Origin of the sequence: Streptomyces sp. NPDC096193 (assembly GCF_040302905.1) — a bacterium.
In the GTDB taxonomy this organism is placed as follows: domain Bacteria; phylum Actinomycetota; class Actinomycetes; order Streptomycetales; family Streptomycetaceae; genus Streptomyces.
The window spans coordinates 105,877-127,133 of the sequence record NZ_JBEOSJ010000022.1 but is presented as its reverse complement, the minus strand read 5'-3'; the positions used below and the strand labels follow the sequence as shown (position 1 = coordinate 127,133).

The 21,257-nt window shown below is 70.0% G+C and carries 15 protein-coding genes; 6 read left to right on the top strand and 9 right to left on the bottom strand.

Going from position 1 to position 21,257, the window contains the following annotated elements; all coding sequences use genetic code 11:
- Positions 1–113: 113 nt before the first annotated feature.
- The 3 genes from ABTX78_RS27430 to ABTX78_RS27420 all read right to left on the bottom strand — a co-directional run bounded on the left by ABTX78_RS27430 (position 114) and on the right by ABTX78_RS27420 (position 6,654).
- A complete protein-coding gene (locus tag ABTX78_RS27430; protein WP_352209474.1) occupies positions 114–1,757 on the bottom strand; it encodes a peptide ABC transporter substrate-binding protein in 1,644 nt (547 codons plus the stop codon).
- Between the two features lie 473 nt (positions 1,758–2,230).
- On the bottom strand, positions 2,231–4,138 hold the full coding sequence (typA, locus tag ABTX78_RS27425; RefSeq protein WP_352209473.1) for a translational GTPase TypA: 1,908 nt from the start codon (positions 4,136–4,138) through the stop codon (positions 2,231–2,233).
- 284 nt (positions 4,139–4,422) lie between these two features.
- Positions 4,423–6,654 (bottom strand): ABC transporter family substrate-binding protein, encoded by a 2,232-nt coding sequence (locus ABTX78_RS27420; protein ID WP_352209472.1) that lies wholly within the window; start codon positions 6,652–6,654, stop codon positions 4,423–4,425.
- 320 nt (positions 6,655–6,974) lie between these two features.
- On the opposite strand from ABTX78_RS27420, the gene ABTX78_RS27415 reads away from it, so the two are divergent.
- From ABTX78_RS27415 to ABTX78_RS27390, 6 genes are all read left to right on the top strand, one after another.
- On the top strand, positions 6,975–7,214 hold the full coding sequence (locus ABTX78_RS27415; protein WP_313944314.1) for an Rv0250c family protein: 240 nt from the start codon (positions 6,975–6,977) through the stop codon (positions 7,212–7,214).
- Between the two features lie 9 nt (positions 7,215–7,223).
- Positions 7,224–8,045 (top strand): succinate dehydrogenase subunit SdhC, encoded by an 822-nt coding sequence (sdhC, locus tag ABTX78_RS27410; protein ID WP_352209471.1) that lies wholly within the window; start codon positions 7,224–7,226, stop codon positions 8,043–8,045.
- A gap of 18 nt (positions 8,046–8,063) precedes the next feature.
- Positions 8,064–9,992 (top strand): fumarate reductase/succinate dehydrogenase flavoprotein subunit, encoded by a 1,929-nt coding sequence (locus tag ABTX78_RS27405; RefSeq protein WP_352209470.1) that lies wholly within the window; start codon positions 8,064–8,066, stop codon positions 9,990–9,992.
- Positions 9,989–10,759: a succinate dehydrogenase/fumarate reductase iron-sulfur subunit gene (locus ABTX78_RS27400; protein WP_352209469.1), complete on the top strand. Its 771-nt coding sequence runs from the start codon at positions 9,989–9,991 to the stop codon at positions 10,757–10,759. The genes ABTX78_RS27405 and ABTX78_RS27400 overlap by 4 nt, the downstream gene beginning before the upstream one ends.
- Positions 10,760–11,047: 288 nt before the next feature.
- Positions 11,048–13,162 (top strand): TPM domain-containing protein, encoded by a 2,115-nt coding sequence (locus ABTX78_RS27395; protein WP_352209468.1) that lies wholly within the window; start codon positions 11,048–11,050, stop codon positions 13,160–13,162.
- A gap of 62 nt (positions 13,163–13,224) precedes the next feature.
- Positions 13,225–13,938, top strand: coding sequence for a PspA/IM30 family protein (locus tag ABTX78_RS27390; RefSeq protein ID WP_352209467.1), 714 nt, complete (start codon positions 13,225–13,227; stop codon positions 13,936–13,938).
- Between the two features lie 124 nt (positions 13,939–14,062).
- Here the strand turns inward: ABTX78_RS27390 and ABTX78_RS27385 are convergent, their stop codons facing one another.
- From ABTX78_RS27385 to ABTX78_RS27360, 6 genes are all read right to left on the bottom strand, one after another.
- Complete coding sequence (locus ABTX78_RS27385; RefSeq protein WP_352209466.1) at positions 14,063–16,693, bottom strand: SpoIIE family protein phosphatase; 2,631 nt, start codon at positions 16,691–16,693, stop codon at positions 14,063–14,065.
- A gap of 148 nt (positions 16,694–16,841) precedes the next feature.
- Positions 16,842–17,258 (bottom strand): ATP-binding protein, encoded by a 417-nt coding sequence (locus ABTX78_RS27380; protein ID WP_352209465.1) that lies wholly within the window; start codon positions 17,256–17,258, stop codon positions 16,842–16,844.
- A 297-nt stretch (positions 17,259–17,555) separates the two neighbouring features.
- On the bottom strand, positions 17,556–17,975 hold the full coding sequence (locus ABTX78_RS27375) for a (deoxy)nucleoside triphosphate pyrophosphohydrolase (protein WP_352209464.1): 420 nt from the start codon (positions 17,973–17,975) through the stop codon (positions 17,556–17,558).
- A 34-nt stretch (positions 17,976–18,009) separates the two neighbouring features.
- Positions 18,010–18,189, bottom strand: a complete 180-nt coding sequence (locus ABTX78_RS27370; RefSeq protein ID WP_352209463.1) for an SPOR domain-containing protein — start codon at positions 18,187–18,189, stop codon at positions 18,010–18,012.
- Positions 18,190–18,366: 177 nt separating this feature from the next.
- On the bottom strand, positions 18,367–20,151 hold the full coding sequence (locus tag ABTX78_RS27365; RefSeq protein ID WP_352209462.1) for a purine-cytosine permease family protein: 1,785 nt from the start codon (positions 20,149–20,151) through the stop codon (positions 18,367–18,369).
- 169 nt (positions 20,152–20,320) lie between these two features.
- Positions 20,321–21,073: a GntR family transcriptional regulator gene (locus tag ABTX78_RS27360; protein WP_352209461.1), complete on the bottom strand. Its 753-nt coding sequence runs from the start codon at positions 21,071–21,073 to the stop codon at positions 20,321–20,323.
- Between the last annotated feature and the right edge of the window lie 184 nt (positions 21,074–21,257).

Below are 21,257 nucleotides of genomic sequence, written 5' to 3'. Positions count from 1 at the left end.
GGCTGGCGTCCCGCGCGGCGGGACGACCTGGAGGACGTGGCCTCCAAGGCGGGCCTGTAACCGGACGGCTCGGGCCGTGAGGAGCGGCGGCACCGGCCGGCGGTTCCCGATGCTTACTTCTTGGCCTTGACCTGAACGTCGGAGAACAGCGGGTCGCCGTCCTGCCCGTAGACGATCTTGCCGAAGACGTTGCGGGACTGGCCCGAGTTGTTCTTGTAGAACCAGAGCGGAATCGCCGGCATGTCGGCCTTCAGAAGCTGCTCGGCCTGCTGGTACATCTTCACCGTCTCGTCGAGCGTCTTGGCCTTGTCGGCCTGAGCGGACAGCTCGTCGAACTCCTTGTTGGAGTAACCGCTGGTGTTACCGGCGGCCGTGGTGCCGTACAGGTCGCGCATGAAGTTCGAGTTGACCGGGTAGTCGAGCACCCAGCCACCGCGGTACATGGACTTGACCTTCTTCTGGTCACGCGCGTTCAGGTCGGTCTGGAAGTCCGGCTTCGAGTCGCCGGTGCACTCCACGCCGGTGGCCTGACGGATCGAGTTGCAGACCGCGTCGACCCACGCCTTGTGCGGCTGGTCGGCGTTGAACTGGATCGAGATCTTGTTGCCCGGGACGCCGCCACCCTCCGTGATGAGGGCCTTGGCCTTCGCCGCGTCGAACTTGGTGACGTCACCGAGGGCGCCGGCCTTGTAGCCGAGCACGCCGCGGGCGACGAAGGAGTCCGCCGGCTCACGGGTTCCGTTGAGCACCGTCTTGGTGATCGTTTCGCGGTCGATCGCCATCGACAGGCCCTGGATGACCTTGGGGTTGATGTCCTTGAACTGCGGCGTGTAGAACGCCGGGACGAGCGACTGGACCGCGGAGTACTCCTGGTCGATCGCACGGTCGCCGAGGTCCTGCTTGTAGTTCTTCAGCGCGGTGACCGGAACCTGCTCGATCCAGTCGAGCTGGTCGGAGCGGAGGGCGGAGTACGCGGCCTCGGCGGTCGTGTAGTTCTTGAAGTCGATGCCGCCGTTCTTGGCCTTGTTCGGGCCGGTGTAGCCGTCGAACTTGCGGACCTTGATCAGCTTCTTGTGGTCCCACGACTCGAACTTGTAGGGGCCGTTGCCGATCGGCTTCTCGCCGTAACCCTTCGGGTCCTTGAAGAAGCCCTCGGGCAGCGGGGCCCACACGTCGTAGCCCAGCTTGTACGCGAAGTACGAGACGGGGCCGGACAGCGTGATGGTGAAGGTGTTGTCGTCGACGACCTTCAGGCCGGACATGGCCGCGGTCTTCGGCTCACCCTTCTCGGGGTGGACGTCCGCGTAGCCCTTGATGTCCTGGAACCAGCTGGAGTTGGTCTGGTTGTTCTTGACGTTCGCGGACCAGTTCCAGGAGTCCACGTAGGACTTGGCGGTCACGATCGAACCGTCGTGGAACTTCCAGCCCGGCTTGAGCTTGACGGTCCACACGGACGAGTCGGCGTTCGGGGTCACCGACTCCGCGTTGACGTACGTGAGCTTGCCGGTGCCCGGCTCGTAGTCGACGAGGCCCGAGAAGATCGTCCGCAGGACGCGACTGCCCTGGCTCTCCTTGGCGTTCGCCGGCTGCAGCGGGTTCTGCGGCTCTCCCAGCTGGGCGACCAGAATCCCGTTCGGGTCGGCCTTGCCCGCGTTCATGTCGTCGCCGCTGTCGCTGTCGCCGCCGCCACAGGCGGTGGCCGCCAGGGCCACGACTATCGCACCCGCTACCCACTTGGCGCTCTTGGCACCGCGCATGGGTTCCTCCTCATGAGTCCACTTGTCACTACGAGAAGGGCAAAGGTAGGTGCGCCGACACCCCTGACGGCGCTCGTTTCAATGCCCTGAGTGTGCTCGTGAGTCGGCGCTCCCCACAGCGCATGACCCATTGACCCGAGCTCAATGGAGCCAACTATTAAGTACGACCGGGCCGTAAACCACACTTAAAGGGTCTCGTTTTGACAACATCGCCCGGCCATGGATGCCCGAAATCCGGACAAAGCGAGCACAGACAGACACCCGCGAAACGGACCGTTAACACATGTTCCGGAGAGCGGCGGCCGATATGCGGACACTCGGGCACTGAAGGACTGTCGAAAATGGATTGACGAACGGCCCGGACCCCCGCGGATTCCGCGGGGGTCCGGGCCGTGTCACTGACGCGGTGTCAGGGCGCTGCGGGGCGGCCCGCCGGAGGCCGGCGTCACCGCTGTCCGTCCGCGCCCCGTCGATCAGCCGTGCTTGGCGCGCGAGGCCGCACGGGCGCGCTCGCGGCCGTCCAGCTTCACCTTGCGGATGCGAATGGCCTCCGGGGTCACCTCGACGCACTCGTCGTCGCGGCAGAACTCCAGCGACTGCTCCAGGGAGAGCTTGCGCGGCGGGACGATCGCCTCGAACGAGTCGGCCGAGGAGGACCGCATGTTCGTGAGCTTCTTCTCCTTGGTGATGTTCACGTCCATGTCGTCGGAGCGCGAGTTCTCGCCGACGATCATGCCCTCGTACACCTCGGTGCCGGGCTCGGTGAACAGCACACCGCGCTCCTGGAGGTTGGTCATGGCGAACGCGGTGACGGCGCCCGAGCGGTCGGCGACCAGCGAACCGTTGTTACGGGTCGTCAGGGGGCCGAACCAGGGCTCGTGGCCCTCGTGGATGGAGTGGGCGATGCCGGTGCCGCGCGTGCCCGTCAGGAACTCCGTACGGAAGCCGATGAGGCCACGGGACGGGACGACGAACTCCATGCGGACCCAGCCGGAGCCGTGGTTCGACATGTTGTCCATCCGGCCCTTGCGAACGCCCATGAGCTGCGTGACCGCGCCCATGTGCTCCTCGGGCACGTCGATCGTCATGCGCTCGACGGGCTCGTGGACCTTGCCGTCGACCTCCTTGGTGACGACCTGCGGCTTGCCGATGGTCAGCTCGAAGCCCTCACGGCGCATCTGCTCGACCAGGATGGCCAGCGCCAGCTCACCGCGGCCCTGCACCTCCCAGGCGTCGGGGCGCTCGGTGTCCAGGACGCGCAGCGAGACGTTGCCGACGAGCTCGCGGTCGAGGCGGTCCTTGACCTGGCGGGCGGTGACCTTGCGGTCCTTGACCGCGGACTTGGCGTCCGCGCCCTTGCCGGTGCCGCCGCGGCCGACGAGCGGCGAGGTGTTGGTGCCCACCGTCATCGAGATCGCCGGCTCGTCGACCGTGATCAGCGGCAGCGCGATCGGGTTCTCCGGGTCGGCCAGCGTCTCGCCGATCATGATGTCGGGGATGCCCGCGACGGCGCAGATGTCACCGGGGCCCGCCATCTCGGCCGGCTTGCGGGTGAGCGCCTCCGTCATCATCAGCTCGCTGATGCGGACGTTGGCGATGGTGCCGTCCCGCTTGATCCAGGCCACGGTCTGGCCCTTGCGCAGCTCGCCCTGCTCGACGCGGAGCAGCGCGATACGGCCGAGGAAGTTGTCGGCGTCGAGGTTGGTGACGTGGGCCTGGAGCGGCGCGGCCTCGTCGTACTCGGGGGCCGGGACGTGCTCGAGGATGGTGGTGAAGAAGGGCTCGAGGCTGTCGCTGTCCGTGGGGACGGTGCCGTCCTCCGGCTTGGTCAGCGAAGCGACGCCGTCACGGGCGCAGGCGTAGACGATCGGGAACTCGATCTGGTCCTCGTCCGCGTCCAGGTCCAGGAACAGGTCGTACGTCTCGTCGACGACCTCGGCGATCCGGGAGTCCGGGCGGTCCGTCTTGTTGATGCAGAGGATGACGGGCATCCGGGCCTGCAGCGCCTTGCGGAGCACGAAGCGGGTCTGCGGGAGAGGGCCCTCGGAGGCGTCCACGAGCAGGACGACCGCGTCGACCATCGACAGGCCGCGCTCGACCTCGCCGCCGAAGTCGGCGTGACCGGGGGTGTCGATGATGTTGATGGTGATCGGGGCGCCGCCGGCCTTGGGGTGGTACTTCACGGCGGTGTTCTTCGCCAGGATCGTGATGCCCTTCTCACGCTCCAGGTCGTTCGAGTCCATCATGCGGTCGTCGAGGTGCTCGGCGGCGTGCGCGGCGAAGGCGCCGGCCTGCTTCAGCATGGCGTCGACCAGGGTGGTCTTGCCGTGGTCGACGTGGGCGACGATGGCAACGTTACGGATGTCGTGGCGCGTGGGCATGCTGGCTGGCGCTTCTCTCGGTCGGGGATCAGGCGTCTGACCGTCATGGCCTCGTCCGCCCGCCGGGCGGACACGCCACGGCTCGTCCCATGGTACGGGGCCGCCGGGTGCGGGGCTTCCCGGGCCGATCGAGAGGTAGTCACTGCTGGGGGTGTGGGGTGCGCCGAGGTGCGGAGAACCGGGTCAAGGGTGGTCATGATCCTGCCCGCCGGCGTCGCCGGCGGGCAAGGGACTTGAGGCAGTTCTGAGGTTGTGCGGGACTGCCCGACGTTGCTCTCGGAGGTTTACCCCTTCTTGAACCCGATGTCCTGGTAGCGGGGTGCCGCGAAGCCGAACGCACCGGCGTTGCGGACGGCGGGTTTGGCGGCCACCAGCTCGGGCCGCTGGTAGAGCGGGATGGACCCGGCCGCGGCCCAGATCCGGGCGTCGGCCCGGCGGACCAGGTCACGGGCGGCGTCCTGGTCGAGCTCGGCGGCCGCCTGGTCGAAGAGCTGGTTGATGTAGTCGGTGCCGACCCGGGTGTAGTTCTGCTCCACCAGCAGCGAGCCGTCGGACGCGGGCTCGGGCTTGGCGAAGATCGGCCGGGCGTCGGTCGCCGGGTAGGCGGTGGCGGGCCAGGAGTACAGCGCCAGGTCGTAGTTGCCCGACGCGATGTGGTCCTTGAAGTAGCCGGAGTCGGCGACCTTGGTGATCTCGGTGCGGATACCGATCCGGTCCAGCATCCGCGCGACCTTCGCGCCGACCGCACGCAGCGGCTCGGAGCCCGGGCCCGACGGCAGGACGAAGCGCAGGGAGAGCGGCTTGCCGTTCTTTCCCACCGCACCGGCCACGACGGGGGCGGCCGTGCCGCGCGGTGCGTACGCGCCGGCGACCTCGCCCTTCTTGTCCTGGGTTCCCGCACCGCGGGCCTCGTCGTCCGAGCCGGGGCGGCCCGGCAGGGCCAGTTCCCGGCCGGCTGCGGCGGGGGCCGGCGCGAGGATGCGCGTACCGCCCGACGCGGGTCCGTGCACGGCGCTCGCGGGCTTGTCGTCGCCGACGATGTAGAGCCCGTCGTCGGAGGCGGCGTCGCCTTGCCCGGCATCGCGGCCCGGTGCGGACGAGGGGAAGCCGGAGGACTTGGGGGACGCGCTCGTGCCGGCCTCACTGCCGGCCTTGGCCGGAGCGGGCTTCTTCAGACCGCCCGGCGTCCAGCCGGCCTCGGCCAGCAGCGCCTGCGCCTCCTCGGTGTTCTGCTCGCCGAGCGCGCCGCTGTTGTCGGTGTACGCGCTCTGGCCCGCCAGGGCGAGGTGGCTGCCGGGCGGGTCGGCTGGCAGCCCGAGCGGCGACAGCACGGTCTCGGCGAGCTCCTTGCGGTCGAGTGCGCGGGCCACGGCACGGCGGACCCGGGCGTCGGCGAGCGGGCCCGACTCGCCGTTCAGCGCGAGCTGGGTGTAGGCGGGCTCGAGCGACTTGCGGAGCTCGTAGCCCTTCAGCGCGGTCTGCGCTGCGACGTACGCCGCGAGGGACCGGCTGCGCGCCAGTGCCTTGTCGTCACCCGAGCCGTGCGGCACGGCCCCGCCCTTCGGGGCGCTGGAGGGGGTCTGGCCGGCGGGGGAACTCGGCCGTCCGCTCGCGTGCCCGGGGCCCGCGGCGCCGGCGATACGGGTCGCCGTGCCCCGGTCGATCTCGGCGATGTCGACACGGCCCGCCGCCAGGGCGTCCGCACGCTTGTCCCGCGGCACGGCGGTGAAGACGAGGTTCTCCAGCTTGGCCTGCTCGCCCCACCAGCGCGGGTTGCGCACCAGCGTGGCCGTGCCGGCCTTGCGGTCCAGCGGGCCCAGGCGGAACGGTCCTGCAGTGACCTTGAGACCGTCGCGCGCCCCGTCGTTGAAGGCGTTCGGCGCGGCGGTCACCTCCTTCGGGTACAGGGGGGTGAAGAGGGACTGCCAGTCGGCGTACGGCTTGGTGAAGGTGACCTTGACCTCCAGATCGTTGGCGCCCTTCTGGATCTCCTCGATCCGCTCGTAGCCGGCGTTGCGCGCCGTCCAGTACGCGCTGTCCTTGCCACTGAGCGCGCGCCACTGGGCGACGAAGTCGGGTGCGCCGATCTCCCGGCCGTCGCTCCAGACGGCCTTCTGGTTGAGCTTGTAGAGCACGACCTGCTTGGGCTCGCGGTCGACGATCTCGGCGGACTCCACGAAGTCGGGGTTGCGCTGCGGCCGGCCGCTCTTGTCGAGCGTGAAGAGGGAGGGCAGTACGGCCCCGGCGATACGGGTGGTGGCGGCGTCGGCGTCCGCCTGGAAGGCGTTCAGGGTCGTCGGCATCGCGTCGATGGCCCAGCGAAGGGTGCCCCCGTCGGCAACCTCGTCCCGGGCGGCAGCGGCGATGTCCGGGGCTGCGGCCTTCCCCGTGCGCTCGGACTCGTCCGCGCTGCAGGCCGCCAGGGCCGGCAGGGCCAGAACCCCGCTGGCGAGCAGCGCAACGGACCGGAGCGTTCGGGAGCAGGTCCTCCCGCGTGGCGCGTCGACCTGGGACATGAGTTATACCTCTTCGTCCTGTTTAGCGGAATTTGGAGATGATCACACCGATTCCGGTCCACTGAAGTGGAAAGGGCGCGCCCGGGGGCGGAGGCACGGCGCAAATCCCCGGAATGCCACCCGCTCGGCCCAATGAAGCAGCACCCATAACCTGACAAAAAGGGGGAAAATGGGGGGAGTGAGATCCAACTCAGGAGGGGCGCGCTCCCAGCGCATGCACCGGCAATCCCTGCACGTCCCTTCACAAGCGGGGACGTGACGCGCAACACTCGCAGGCGCATGAGCGACGCCACCGCCCCCTGCGGAAGTGAGGGCAAGTCATGTCCGAGCAGGAAGAACTGACAGCGATTCGGCACCGCCTCGACGAGCTGGTCCAGCGGGTCGGGGAGCTGGAGCGAACCGTTGATCAGCTGCGTGGCGCCGGACCGGCCGCGCAAGCCGCGCGGAAGTCACCGGACCGCCCTGAGCTGGTCACCATCCCCGACGTCCCGTACAACAACGCGCTGTGGACGGACTCGGACGACGAGGGACTGGGCGTCCGAGACCGGCACGCTCCCTAGGAGACCTCGTTGGCCACTGGCACCGAACCACCACAAATCAATACAGGCGTGCACGGCGCGACGCGAGCCGCCATCGGCCCCCGCCATCTGCGGACGGACCGATGGTGGCTCGCGCCTGCCCTGACCGCCGGCGGGCTGCTCGCCTTCATCGTGTACTCGACCTGGCGGGCCTTCTCCAACGCCGACTACTACGCGGCACCGTATGTCTCGCCGTTCTACTCGCCCTGCCTCGCCGAGAACTGCGAGCCGATGCGGTCCGGCCCCAACTGGGAGATCTTCGGCAGCTGGTGGGGCCTGTCCCCCGCCCTCCTCATCCTGATCTTCCCGCTGGGCTTCCGGCTGACCTGTTACTACTACCGCAAGGCGTACTACCGGGGTTTCTGGGCCTCCCCCCCGGCCTGCGCGGTGGCCGAGCCGCACAAGAAGTACACGGGCGAGACCCGCTTCCCGCTGATCCTGCAGAACATCCACCGGTACTTCTTCTACGCCGCGCTGCCGGTCGCCGGAATCCTCACGTACGACACCGTGCTCGCGTTCCGTGACGAGAACTACGAGTGGGGCCACATGGGCCTCGGCACGATCGTCTTCCTGGTCAACATCGTGCTGATCTGGGCGTACACGCTCTCCTGCCACTCCTGCCGGCACATCATCGGCGGGCGGCTCAAGCACTTCTCCAAGCACCCGGTCCGCTATCGGCTGTGGGGCTGGGTCGGCAGGCTGAACGAGCGGCACATGGTGCTCGCATGGGCGTCCCTCATCAGCGTCGCGCTCGCGGACTTCTACGTCTATCTCGTCGCGTCCGGTGCCTTCGACGATCCGAGGCTGTTTTGACAAGGGAAGGCGCCTGACATGACAGAGCTCGAACGCCAGCAGTGGGACGTCGTGGTGGTGGGCGCGGGCGGCGCGGGCCTGCGCGCCGCCATCGAGGCCCGCGAGAAGGGCGCCCGTACGGCGGTCATCTGCAAGTCCCTGTTCGGCAAGGCCCACACGGTGATGGCGGAGGGCGGCATCGCCGCCTCCATGGGCAACGTGAACTCCGGGGACAACTGGGAGGTCCACTTCCGCGACACCATGCGCGGCGGCAAGTTCCTCAACCAGTGGCGGATGGCGGAACTGCACGCACGCGAGGCGCCGGACCGCGTCTGGGAGCTGGAGACCTGGGGCGCGCTGTTCGACCGCACCCCCGACGGAAAGATCTCGCAGCGCAACTTCGGCGGGCACGAGTACCCCCGGCTCGCCCACGTCGGTGACCGGACCGGCCTGGAGCTGATCCGCACCCTCCAGCAGAAGATCGTCTCGCTCCAGCAGGAGGACTTCAAGGAGACCGGGGACTACGAGTCCCGGCTGAAGGTCTTCCAGGAGTGCACCGTCACCCGGGTCCTCAAGGACGGGGACCGGGTTTCCGGCACCTTCTGCTACGAACGCGAGTCCGGCCGGTTCTTCGTCCTCGAAGCACCCGCGGTCGTCCTGTCCACCGGCGGCATCGGCAAGTCCTTCAAGGTGACGTCGAACTCCTGGGAGTACACCGGCGACGGCCACGCGCTGGCGCTGCTCGCGGGGGCGCCGCTGCTCAACATGGAGTTCGTGCAGTTCCACCCGACCGGCATGGTCTGGCCGCCGTCGGTGAAGGGGATCCTCGTCACCGAGTCGGTGCGTGGCGACGGCGGGGTGCTGCGCAACTCCGAGGGCAAGCGGTTCATGTTCGAGTACATCCCCGACGTCTTCAAGGAGAAGTACGCGCAGTCGGAGGAGGAGGGCGACCGCTGGTACGAGGACCCGGACAACAACCGGCGTCCTCCGGAGCTGCTGCCCCGCGACGAGGTGGCCCGTGCCATCAACGCCGAGGTGAAGGCGGGACGCGGCTCCCCGCACGGCGGGGTGTTCCTGGACGTCTCGACGCGGATGCCCGCCGAGGTGATCCGGCGCCGGCTGCCGTCGATGTACCACCAGTTCAAGGAACTGGCGGACGTCGACATCACGGCCGAGGCCATGGAGGTCGGCCCGACCTGTCACTACGTGATGGGCGGCATCGCCGTCGAGTCCGACAGCGCGTCCGCGGTGGGGGTGCCCGGTCTGTTCGCGGCCGGCGAGGTCGCCGGCGGTATGCACGGCTCCAACAGGCTCGGCGGCAACTCGCTCTCCGACCTGCTGGTCTTCGGTCGTCGCGCGGGGCTGTACGCGGCCGAGCACGCGGCGTCACTCGCGGTGCGGCCCGCGGTCGACGAGGCACAGATCGACGCGGCCGCGGCGGAGGCCCTGCGCCCCTTCAGCGCGGAGGGCCCTGAGGCGGGCGCGCAGCCGGAGAATCCGTACACCCTCCATCAGGAGCTCCAGCAGACGATGAACGATCTCGTCGGGATCATCCGGCGTGCGGGTGAGATGGAACAGGCCCTGGAGAAGCTGGCCGACCTCCGGGTCCGCGCGCGACGGGCGGGTGTCGAGGGCCACCGGCAGTTCAACCCGGGCTGGCACCTCGCGCTGGATCTGCGGAACATGCTGCTGGTCAGCGAGTGCATCGCCCGGGCGGCGCTGGAACGCACCGAGAGCCGCGGCGGCCACACCCGTGAGGACTGCCCCGCGATGGAACGCGACTGGCGGCCGGTCAATCTGATGTGCCGGCTGGTCGACCCCACCGGCGGACTGGCGGCGACCGATCCGGTACGCGGCCAGATCGCGCTCGAACGCAGGACGACCGATCCCATCCGTCCGGACCTGCTCGCTCTGTTCGACAAGGAGGAGCTGGTCAAGTACCTCGCCGAAGAGGAGCTCTACGAGTGAGTTCGTACCAAGCCGGCTTCAGGGTGTGGCGCGGCGACAAGAACGGGGGCGGGCTGGAGGACTTCTCCGTCGAGGTCAACGACGGCGAGGTCGTGCTCGACATCATTCACCGCCTCCAGGCCACCCAGGCGTCCGACCTCGCGGTCCGCTGGAACTGCAAGGCGGGCAAGTGCGGTTCGTGCAGCGCGGAGATCAATGGCCGGCCGCGGCTGCTGTGCATGACGCGGATGTCCGTCTTCACGCGCGAGGAGACGATCACGGTGACCCCGCTGCGGGCGTTCCCCGTGGTGCGCGACCTCGTGACGGACGTGAACTTCAACTACGCGAAGGCGCGGGAGGTGCCGTCCTTCGTCCCGCCGCCGGGGGTCGCCGCCGGTGAGTACCGCATGCAGCAGGTCGATGTGGACCGCTCGCAGGAGTTCCGCAAGTGCATCGAGTGCTTCCTGTGCCAGGACACCTGCCATGTGGTGCGCGACCACGAGGAGAACAAGACGGCGTTCGCCGGTCCGCGCTTCCTGATGCGGGTGGCGGAGCTCGACATGCACCCCCTCGACTCGGCGTCCGAGGCGGGCCTGGACCGCAAGAAGGCGGCCCAGGACGAGCACGGGCTCGGCTACTGCAACATCACCAAGTGCTGTACGGAGGTGTGCCCGGAGGGCATCAAGATCACGGACAACGCCCTGATCCCTCTGAAGGAGCGGGCGGTCGACCGGAAGTACGACCCGCTGGTGTGGCTGGGCAACAAGATCGGCCGCCGGAAGGACTGACGGGTGCTGCGGGTGTCCGCACGCGTGGACACCCGCGGGCCCGGCAGGCGGAGAGGTCGCCGAGGGCCGCACGGCGCGCAGGTGCGGGGGACGGCCGGTGCGCGAGGCGTGGCGCGGGTGAGCGGTCCGGTGGCGCCGGGGCCGTTCCTGCCCCGGGCCGGGTGGCCGGGTCGGCAGCGGGCACTGCCCTGCGGCCTCAACCGTAGACGCGAACACCGACAGTGACCGTCACGCACGGTGTGTAGCGGCCCGGTCGCGCCCGAACAGAGCCGGACATAACCTCCCCATGTGACGCGAATAGCCACCCGAGTGCTCCTGGCGGTGCTGGTGGCGACGTGGTGGCTGGCCGTGCCTGCCGCCCGCGACGCCCTGGCCGACGATCCCGTCAGCCTGTCCCGCGACGGCCAGATAACCGACCGGGTGGACGCGCTCGGCGACCGCGAGCAGGCCGTCGTCCAGGCTCTCGACCGGCTCTACGACACCACACGGCAGCAGCTCTTCGTCGTGTACGTACGAGACTTCTCCAGCCGCTCCGCGCAGGACTGGGCCGAGGCCACGGCGCAGAAGAACGGCCTCGGCCAGAACGACATCCTGCTCGCCGTCGCCACGCACGACCGGCAGTACGCGTACTTCGTCGACGCCGCCTCCCCGCTGACGGACGCCCAGCTCGCCGACGTGGCGCGCACCGCGGTCGAGCCCGCCCTGCGGGAGAACGACTGGGCGGGCGCGGCGATCGGTGCGGCGGACGGATACGGCGCGGTCCTGAACGGGCGGCCGGTGCCCACGCCGGCCCTGACGCCGGGCGATCCCGACCCCGGCGGATCCGACACGACGGGCACCGGCGACCTGGTCCTGCCGGTCGTACTGGTCGGCGGCGCGGCCGCGCTCGGGGCGTACGCGCTCGTCAGGCGCCGCAGGCGCACCGCCACCCGCACCACCCCCCAGGGCGGCCGGGCGGGCTGGGGTGACGGGGCGCAGTCGCCGGTGCCGCTGCCCGCGCTGGACGCCCGGTCCAACAGGGCGCTGGTGGACACGGACGACGCGCTGCGCACCAGCGAGGAGGAACTCGGCTTCGCCACCGCGCAGTTCGGAGACGAGGCGGCGAAGCCGTTCCGGGACGCGGTCGAGCACGCGCGGAGCGAGCTGACGGCCGCGTTCAGGCTCCGCCAGCAGCTCGACGACGCCCATCCGGAGGACGACGCCACCCGTCGGCGGATGCTGGACGAGATCGTCTCCCGGTGCACGGAGGCCGACCGGCGCCTGGACGCCGAGTCGGAGGACTTCGACCGGCTGCGTGCTCTGGAGCAGAACGCACCCCAGGCCCTCGCCACCGGGCGGACGGCGTTCGACGATCTCGAAGGCCGCCTGGTCACGACCGAGGCCTCGCTCGCGACGATGCGCGAGCGGTACGCCCCCTCCGCCGCCGCCCCTGTCGCGAACAGCGTCGAACAGGCCAGGGACCGGCTGCGTTTCGCCGGGGCGGGGCTCGACGAGGCGGGCCAGGCAGTCGGCGCCTCCGACCACGCCAAAGCGGCGGTGCACATACGGGCGTCGGAGGGCGCTCTGGCGCAGGCGCGCCAATTGATCGAGGCCGTGGACCGGCGGGCGCAGGAGCTCGCGGAGGCGGCGGGCAAGCTGCCGGGCGCGCTGACGGAGACGGACGCGGACCTGGCGGAGGCGCGGGGACTGCTGAAGGGGTCGACGGCCGGGGTGTCGACGGCCGGCCTCCAGGGCAGCGTCGCCCGCGCCGAGACGGTGGCCGGCGAGGTGCGACGGGAGACGGAGAGCGGTCCCTACGACCCGATCGACGCCCTGCGCCGGATCGAGGAGGCGGACGCGGCACTCGACGAGGCCCTCGCGGGTGCCCGGGAGAACGAGCAGGGCGTACGCCGGGCGGGCGCGCTGCTCGACCGGGCGGCGCTCGGTGCCCGCTCGTCCGTCGGCGCGGCCGCCGACTACATCACCACGCACCGCGGCGCGGTGGGCAGCGAGGCGAGGACCCGGCTGGCGGAGGCGCAGCGCCGGCTGGCCCGCTCGGAGGAGCTGGCCGCGGCGGGCGACGTACAGAGCGCGCTGGCCGAGGCGCAGCAGGCGGACGCGTTGGCACGGCAGGCGCAGAGCCTGGCCGAGGAGGACGTGCGCGGATTCGGGAACCCGTTCGGGCCGGGCGGTGTGCAAGGAGCGGGAAGTGCGGGGGGTGGGCTCGGGGGCGCGGTGCTCGGCGGGATCATCCTCGGCGGACTGTTCGGCGGGGGAAGGGGTGGCGGGTACGGCGGGGGTTATGGAGGCGGAGGCCTCGGAGGCGGATTCGGCGGCGGTTTCGGGGGCGGCGGCTCCGGCGGCGGGCCCGGCAGTTTCGGCGGCGGGGGCACGCGCGGGCGCAGGGGTGGTGGCCGGTTCTGACGTGGTTTCCGGTGCGTGCGGCACGCGCACCCCCGACATCAGCCCATACAAGGAGACGTGCGATGACGAAGCAGACGATTCTCGGCCGGGTCACCCAGCTGGCGAAGGCCAACATCAATGCCCTCCTCGACCAGGCCGAGGACCCGCAGAAAATGCTCGACCAGCTGATCAGGGACTACACGAACAACATCGATGAGGCGGAGCAGGCGGTGGCGGGCACCATCGGCAATCTGCGGCTGATGGAGGAGGACCACCGGGAGGACGTCGCCGCGGCGAAGGAGTGGGGCGCCAAGGCGCTGGCAGCGAGCCGGAAGGCCGACGAGCTGAGGACGGCCGGCCGGAGCGCGGAGGCGGACACCTTCGACAACCTCGCCAAGGTGGCCCTTCAGCGACAGCTCCAGTCCGAGAAGGAGGCGAAGACCGCCGAGCCGACCATCGCCTCCCAGACGGAGATCGTGGACAAGCTCAAGAGCGGGCTGGAACAGATGAGGACCAAGCTCACCGAGTTGAAGGCCAAGCGCGACGAACTCGTGGCCCGGGCGAAGTCCGCGCAGGCGCAGAACCAGATGCTCGACGCGGTGAAGAACATCAATGTCCTCGACCCGACGAGCGATCTGTCCCGCTTCGAGGACAAGGTCCGCCGGGAGGAGGCGAGGGCCATGGGGAAGCAGGAGCTGGCGGCGTCCTCCCTGGACGCACAGTTCGAGCAGCTGGACAGCCTGGGAGACACGGCGGAGGTCGAGGCACGGCTGGCTGCGCTGAAAGCCGCGTCCTGAGCGCGCGACGCGAGCCCCTGCCGGGAGCACGCGTTCCCGCACCCGCGCCCCTGGCCGGGGCACGCGTTCCCGCACTCCTGTCCGGGCCGGCTTTCGTGTCGGGGCGCGCATCCCCGTACCGCTGTCAGAACATGCTGAGCAGCTGCTCCACGGTCGGCTCCGCGGTGGAGTCCCCGTCGGGCAGCGGGAGTTCGAACCAGACCGTCTTGCCGCGCGGGGTCCGGCGCGACCCCCAGGCCGCGCTCAGCAGCCCGACCAGCTGGAGCCCGCGGCCTCCTTCGTCGGTGTCGCGTGCCCGCCGGCGACGCGGCTGGACGAGGCCCGCGTCCCAGACCTCGCAGACGAGGGTGCGGTCCCGCAGCAACCGCAGACGGATCTCGCCCTCGCCGTACCGCAGGGCGTTGGTGACCAGTTCGCTCACCAGCAGTTCGACCGTGTCCACGAGTGCTTCGAGGTCCCAGGAGACGAGCTGGCCCCGGGCCAGCTCGCGGGCCCTGCCCACGGATCGGGGCTCCCGCGGCAGCCGCCAGTCCCCCACCGCCTCCAGCGGCAGACCCTGTATCCGGGCCATCAGAAGCGCGATGTCGTCCTCGCCGTGGCGGGTGTCGAGGGTCGTCAGCACGTGGTCGCAGACGTCCTCGAGCGAGCGGACCGAGCCGATCGCGGGAGGCGCGTCCGGACGCAGCGCCGGTGAGCTGTGCGGGCCCGCTCCCGGGCAGGCCGGTTCGGTGAGTGCCGAGCGGAAGGCCCGCAGGCCTTCGTCGAGGGGGTGGTCCCGCGACTCGACGAGCCCGTCGGTGTAGAGCGCGAGGAGCGCGCCCTCGGGGAGTTCGACCTCGACCTCCTCGAAGGGCTCTCCGCCGACGCCGAGCGGCATTCCCGGCGGGACGTCGAGGAGCAGCGCCTCCTCGCCCGGTTCGACCAGGACGGGAGGCAGATGGCCGGCGTTGGCGAAGGTGCAGCGCCGGGTCACCGGGTCGTAGACCGCGTAGACACAGGTGGCGAGATAGACCTCGGAGAGGTCCGCCTCGCGGGACTTGTGGGCGACGCGCGAGGCCTGCTGGGTCCCGCTGGGGCTGCCGAGACCGCGGGCGATCTCGTCGAGCGCCGAGAGCACCTCGGCCGGTTCCAGGTCCAGCAGCGCCAAGGTGCGCACCGCGGTGCGCAGTTCACCCATGGCGACCGCGGCGCGCAGCCCGCGGCCCATCACATCGCCGACGACCAGGGCTGTGCGGTGGCCGGGGAGTTCGATGACGTCGAACCAGTCGCCGCCCACCTCGGTGGCGGTGTTCCCGGGGAGATAGCGACAGGCGATGTCGAGACCGGCGGCCTCCGGGTCGCCGGGCGGCAGCAGGCTGCGCTGGAGGATGAGGGCCCGCTCGTGCTCCCTGCGGTAGAGGCGGGCGTTGTCCATACAGACCGCGGCACGGGCGGCGAGTTCGACGGCGAGTGCCTGGTCCCGCTCGCCGAAGGGTTCGCTCCCCTTGGTCCGGGAGAACTGCACCAGGCCGACGACGGTGTCGTGCGCGACCATCGGCACGGCCAGTGTGGACTGGACGAGCGTGCCCTCCTCGCCCGGTATCGCCTGCACCCGGGCACTGCGCAGCGCGGCAGAGCAGGGCGAGTTGAAGGAGTAGCGATGCACTTCCCCGACCGCGGTGGGGGTTCCGTCCTGCTTACTGCACCCTGGCGTGGTGATCAGGGGGGCATCGGAGACGGCGCTGGCGAAGGCGACACGGCGCAGCTCGGCGCTGCCTCCGCCGTAGCTCTCCGGGTGGGGTGCGTCCCAGCGCCCGGGCGGTGCCTCGTCACCGGTGAGCAGCCCTTGGTAGAGGTCCACGGACGCGAGGTCGCAGAAGCCGGGCACGGCCACGTCGAGGAGTTCGCGCGCGGTGGTCTCCAGGTCCAGGGAGTTGCCGATGCGGGCGCCGGCCTCGTTCAGCAGGGCGAGGTTGCGGCGGGCGCTGGCGGCCTCGCGGGCGGCGACGTGGCGGCGCGTCACATCGGTACCGATCCCGGCCACTCCGATGGGCCGCCCGGATCCGCTGTGCACCCGGTAGAGGTTGATCGACCAGTGCCGCCGGTCGGTGCTGTTCGGTGCCGCTCCGACGATCTGGAGGTCGATCGCGGCCTCGCCGGTCTCCAGGACCCGGCGCAGCGAGGCGTTCATCCGTTCCGCCTCGGGGCGGGACAGATAGTCGTGGACGGTCCGTCCGCGGTGCTCGTCGGCGGTGCCGCCGAAGACCTTGGCGAACCGCTCGTTGGTGCGCTGCACCTTGAGATCGGTGCCGAAGAGGAGGAACCCGAAAGGAGATTGGCCGAAAATCGCCTGCGATGCGGCCAGATCGGTCTCGATCCCGCGCAGTGCGCGGACATCGACGACGATGCAGAGCGCGGCCCTCTCGCCACTCTCCGTCTCACTCGGCATCACATAGACCTCGGCGACGCCGTGCGCGCCGCCCTCCCCCGGCATACGGAACGGGACAAGCCCCGTCCACTCCTTGCCGTCCAGGATCTCCGCCACCTGCCGGTGGCCGCGCGGACGCAACTCGGTGGGCATGAAGACCTCGACCGGGTCCTTGCCCCTGACCTCGGCCGATGTCATGCCGAAGAGGTCCACCGCACGCCGGCTCCACTGGTCGACCAGGCCGTCGGGGCCGATCGAGAAGGAAGCGACCTTGATGTAGTCATAGATCGAGCCAGGCGGACTGCTCTGCCATACGACATCGCTCGTCGTCTCAGGTATTTCGCTCACGCGACCGTCCCCTCCAGCTCACCGCACCGGACCGGCCATGACCGCAGTATTCAGCACTACGGCCCTGACGCACACGGCGTTCACGATCACAGCCCGGTCTCGTTCATTTTGAGCCGAGGGCGTCCGTGATCGTCGTCCCTTCGGACTTTTAACCAGCGAGAGGCAGCTCGAACCACACGGTCTTACCGGTTCTGCCACGCCGGGTGCCCCAGCGCCGGGCGCTGACCGCCACCAGGTGGAGCCCGCGTCCACCCTCGTCGTCGTTGGTCGCGGACCGCTCGGTGGGCGGATCGGGAACGGGGTCGGAGACCTCCACCAGCAGCGAAGGAGGACTGTCGTCCGGCTCGTGCCGGACGAGCCGGACCCCGATCGGACCGGATGCGTACCGCAGGGAGTTCGTCACCAGCTCACTGACCAGCAGCACCGTCACGTCCTCGACGGCGTGGTTCAGGCCCCAGGCCCGCAGGGTGTCCCTGACGGCATGACGGGCAGTGCGGACGGCGTTGGGCTCGGCAGGGAAAGTCCACTCGGCACAGTCGCCGTCGGTGTCGATCACGCCGCTCACTTCCCAGACCAGCAGCAGGCGCCCTATTTCGGGGGGTTAATCAGCACATACCCGATATTCGAACCGAGATATCCCACGCGGGGCAGCAATGGGTGCACCGTGGCACGAACGGCGTACGGATCACTCCCGTGCGCCGCCTCCGGAGATGCCCGCGCCGCCACCTCGTCGGGTTCGACCGCCGATGCCGGCGTCACCCCCGCGACCACCGACGCCGACGCCGGCGTTGCCACCCCTCACCGGGTGCGGCCGCCGGCACCGGCGTCACCGCCACGCCCCGCTCGGCCATCGATGTCCCCGTCACGACCGGCGACCGACGCGGCCGCCGCTCTCGCGCAGCAGCCGGGCCGCCTCCTCCACCGCCGGCCGGTCCTGGTCGAGCCAATCGACGGTGTCGGTCTCGTCCGGGCCCAGCCAGCGCAACGCGTCGTGGTCCTCCAGCGGCCGGGGTTCTCCGGAGACCAGCCGGGCCGTCCAGACGTGCAGGACGTATCCCGGCTTCAGAGGCCACTCCCCCGGGATGCGCTCCAGCGGCTCCGTCTCGACGCCGAGCTCCTCGCGCAGCTCGCGGACCAGCGCCTCCTCGGGCAGCTCACCCGGTTCGAGCTTGCCGCCGGGCAGTTCCCAGCGGCCGGCGAGTTCGACGGGGGCGCTGCGGCGGGCGGCCAGCAGACGCCCCCCGTCGTACAGAGCTCCGGCCACCACGACACGATCAGTCATGCGCCGGAGCGTACTGCGCTGCGCGATCGGCCGGTCAGCGCGTGGTCTGACCGATACGCTCGACCCAGTAGAGCCGCTTGTGACCCTTGCCGTCGAGCGTGTCGGCGATGTGCTGGGCCTCGTCCTGCGTGGCGTAACGGCCGACGCGATAGCGGTTGCCGTTGTCGTCCTGTCGTATGACCAGCCACGGGAGCACAGGGCCGCCGTCGTTCATCGCGCCCCTCCCTCGGTGGGTCGGTGAGTCCGTAACGATCGCCAGGAAACCGCACTACGCATATGCCCGAGCGTACGCCTGACCTTTACTCAGCGGATACGTGTTTACACAAAGAGATAAGAAAGAGGGGCGCATCCGGCGTGGATGCGCCCCCTTCCGGCTGGTTTCCGGCAGGTCCTACGCCCCCGCGGTCGGACCGAACGGCACCACCGCAAGGGCTCGCCGGACCGTCGGCACCGGCATCAGGACCGGCCCGGACGCCGGGTCCTTGCGGCAGACGTCACCGCACTCGGCGTCCAGGGAGCAGCACAGCGAGCAGATCGGGCCGGACCGCACCGGGCAGTCGGCGATGTCCGGGAGTTCGTACGCCGTCTCGCACACCCCGCAGGTGTGGGTCGCGGTGATGTCCTCGACCTCCACGCCGGGGCCGTTCACCGGGTTCGGGCGGGCGAGGTAGTACCGGCCCTTCGTCGCCCAGGCGATCAACGGGCACAGCACAAGCGCGAGTCCGGCGGCGATGAAGGTGGAGAAGGCCTCGGCGTACCGGCCGAAGAGTCCGAAGAACGCGAGGATCGAGACGGTCGACGCGATGACCATGGCGCCGAAGCCGGCCGGGTTGACGGCGTGCAGATAGGCCCGCTTGAACTCGATGTACGGCGGGCTGAGTCCGATCCGCTTGTTGATGACCAGGTCGGCGGCCACGGCCGCGATCCAGGCGATGCCCACGTTCGAGTAGAAGCCGAGCAGCTTGCCCAGGGCGGCGAACATGTTCATCTCCATCAGCGTCAGCGCGATGGCGAGATTGAGGAAGATGTACCAGACCCGGCCCGGGTGGCGGTGGGTGATCCGGGAGAAGAAGTTCGACCAGGACAGTGAGCCGCTGTAGGCGTTGGTCACATTGATCTTGATCTGCGAGACGATCACGAAGAGCGCGGCCGCGGGCAGCGCCACCGAACCCAGCCAGGGCTTCAGCGCCTCCAGTTGCGGGGCGATCGGCTCCAGGGCGTGTGTCTTGTCGACGGCCTCCAGCGCGACGAAGGCGAGGAACGCGCCGCCGATCTGCTTGGCGGCCCCGATGATCACCCAGCCCGGACCGGCCGCGAGAACGGCCAGATTCCAACGCCGCCTGTTCTGCTCGGTCTTGGCGGGCATGAACCGGAGATAGTCGGCCTGTTCGCCGATCTGGGCGATCAGTGACAGCGCCACTCCGGTGCCCAGGCCGAAACCGATCCAGGAGAAGCCCGACCCGGCCCCCTCCGTACCACCGAAGGAGCCGAACGCCCCCCAGGCGTCCGGGGCTTCGAAGGCCAGCACCACGAAGGGCAGCACCATGCCGATGATCCAGACCGGCTGGGTCCACGCCTGGACCTTCGCCAGTGCGCCCATGCCCCGGAAGACGATCGGGATGACGATCAGCGTGGTGACGAGATAGCCGATCTCGACCGGCAGCCCGACGGCCTGGTGCATGGCCTGGGCCATGATCGAGCCTTCGAGCGCGAAGAAGATGAAGGTGAAGGACGCGTAGATGAGGGACGTGAGCGTCGAGCCGAAGTAGCCGAACCCGGCGCCGCGCGTGACGAGGTCCATGTCCAGGCTGTACGTCGCGCATGCCCGGGCGATCGGGATCCCGGTGAGGAAGATGATCGCCGCGGCGGTGAGGATGGAGGCGAGTCCGCTCGTGAAGCCGTAGGTGAAGACGATCGACGCACCAATGGCGAAGTCGGCCAGATACGCGATGCCGCCGAGCGCGGTGCCGGCGACCATCGAGGGCGACCAGCGCCGGAAGGAGTGCGGCGCATAGCGCAGCGAGTAGTCCTCACGGCTCTCGTCGGCGGCCAGTCTCGCGTAGCTGCGCCGAGGGCCCGGTCCCTCGGCGACCGCTCCTCCCGCTCCTCCCGCTTCGGCCGCCGGTCCACCCCCTTCGTCCGGCGTCCTGGTGACAGATGTGGCGGTGTCCGTCATCGATGGCTTCCCGTCCGTCGGTCCGTGTGCGGGTACATGCGGTGCACGGACGGGAAGGTAGGAGCCGGACATGACAGGGCGGAGCAGTGGGCGATTGCCCGGTGGTTACGGCCCGGCGGGCGGCGTTAACTCGTGATCACGGGTCCCGGACGGCCTGTTCGGGTAGCGGTCACTTCACCGGCAGGTGGTAGGCGATCCGGAAGCGGTCCGCGGGGACGACCACATCGGCCGTCTCGACCGCGCGCCCCGAGGCGTAGTACGTCCGCTCGACGACCATCACCACATGGCCGGGCACACCGCCGAGCGCCAGGAGCTCCTCCGCCAGCCCCGGGCGCGCGCCGACCTGCTCCGCCACGTTGTCCACGACGATGTCGATGGCCGCCATCCGCTCCACGACACCGCAGCCGCCCAGCGGTCCCTCCTCCGGCAGCATCACGGGGGTGCGCCCGGTGACTTCGAGCGGTTCCCAGGAGGTGGAGAGCATGGTGACCTCACCGGCGTCGCGGAACACATAGCGGGTCCGCATCACCCGGGCGCCCGGCTCGATGCCGAGCCGCTCGGCGATCTCCGCGCTCGCGCCCTCCTGTTCGCTGCTGGACTCCCAGGTGCCGCGGGTGCCGTCGGCCGCCTGTTCCTGACGGAAGGGGTTCGCACCCACGGGCGGGCGGTACCCCGAGCGGGAGATGCGTCGCGGCACGGGCCGCTCGCGGACGTACGTCCCGGAGCCGGAGCGGCCTTCGACCAGACCCTCCGCCATCAGGACCTTGCGCGCCTCCAGGGCGACCGTGTCGGATACCCCGTACTCCTCGCGGATGCGGGCCTGCGAGGGGAGCCGGGTGTGCGGCGGCAGCGAGCCGCTGACGATCTTCTGGCGGAGATCGCCCGCAACGCGGAGATACGCGGGCTGCTCACCGAATGTCACTGGCCACTCCCATCGCATTGACAGACAGCAACAGCCTGGCAACCGACGGTTGTTGACCGCAACTGTAGGCCAAAGTTTCACTCGAAGTGATGAGTCGCCGGTGCGTCGCGGTTTGCCGCGGGCGGGCCGGTCATCCGTGCCGACCTCTTGACCTCAATGGTCCAGACCAATACGTTCCTGGGCA

Coding starts and splice junctions, on each gene's coding strand:
- ABTX78_RS27430 (WP_352209474.1), bottom strand. CDS start 1,757: ATGCGCGGTGCCAAGAGCGCCAAGTGGGTAGCGGGTGCGATAGTCGTG.
- typA (WP_352209473.1), bottom strand. CDS start 4,138: ATGCCCACGCGCCACGACATCCGTAACGTTGCCATCGTCGCCCACGTC.
- ABTX78_RS27420 (WP_352209472.1), bottom strand. CDS start 6,654: ATGTCCCAGGTCGACGCGCCACGCGGGAGGACCTGCTCCCGAACGCTC.
- ABTX78_RS27415 (WP_313944314.1), top strand. CDS start 6,975: ATGTCCGAGCAGGAAGAACTGACAGCGATTCGGCACCGCCTCGACGAG.
- ABTX78_RS27405 (WP_352209470.1), top strand. CDS start 8,064: ATGACAGAGCTCGAACGCCAGCAGTGGGACGTCGTGGTGGTGGGCGCG.
- ABTX78_RS27390 (WP_352209467.1), top strand. CDS start 13,225: ATGACGAAGCAGACGATTCTCGGCCGGGTCACCCAGCTGGCGAAGGCC.
- ABTX78_RS27375 (WP_352209464.1), bottom strand. CDS start 17,975: ATGACTGATCGTGTCGTGGTGGCCGGAGCTCTGTACGACGGGGGGCGT.
- ABTX78_RS27370 (WP_352209463.1), bottom strand. CDS start 18,189: ATGAACGACGGCGGCCCTGTGCTCCCGTGGCTGGTCATACGACAGGAC.
- ABTX78_RS27365 (WP_352209462.1), bottom strand. CDS start 20,151: ATGACGGACACCGCCACATCTGTCACCAGGACGCCGGACGAAGGGGGT.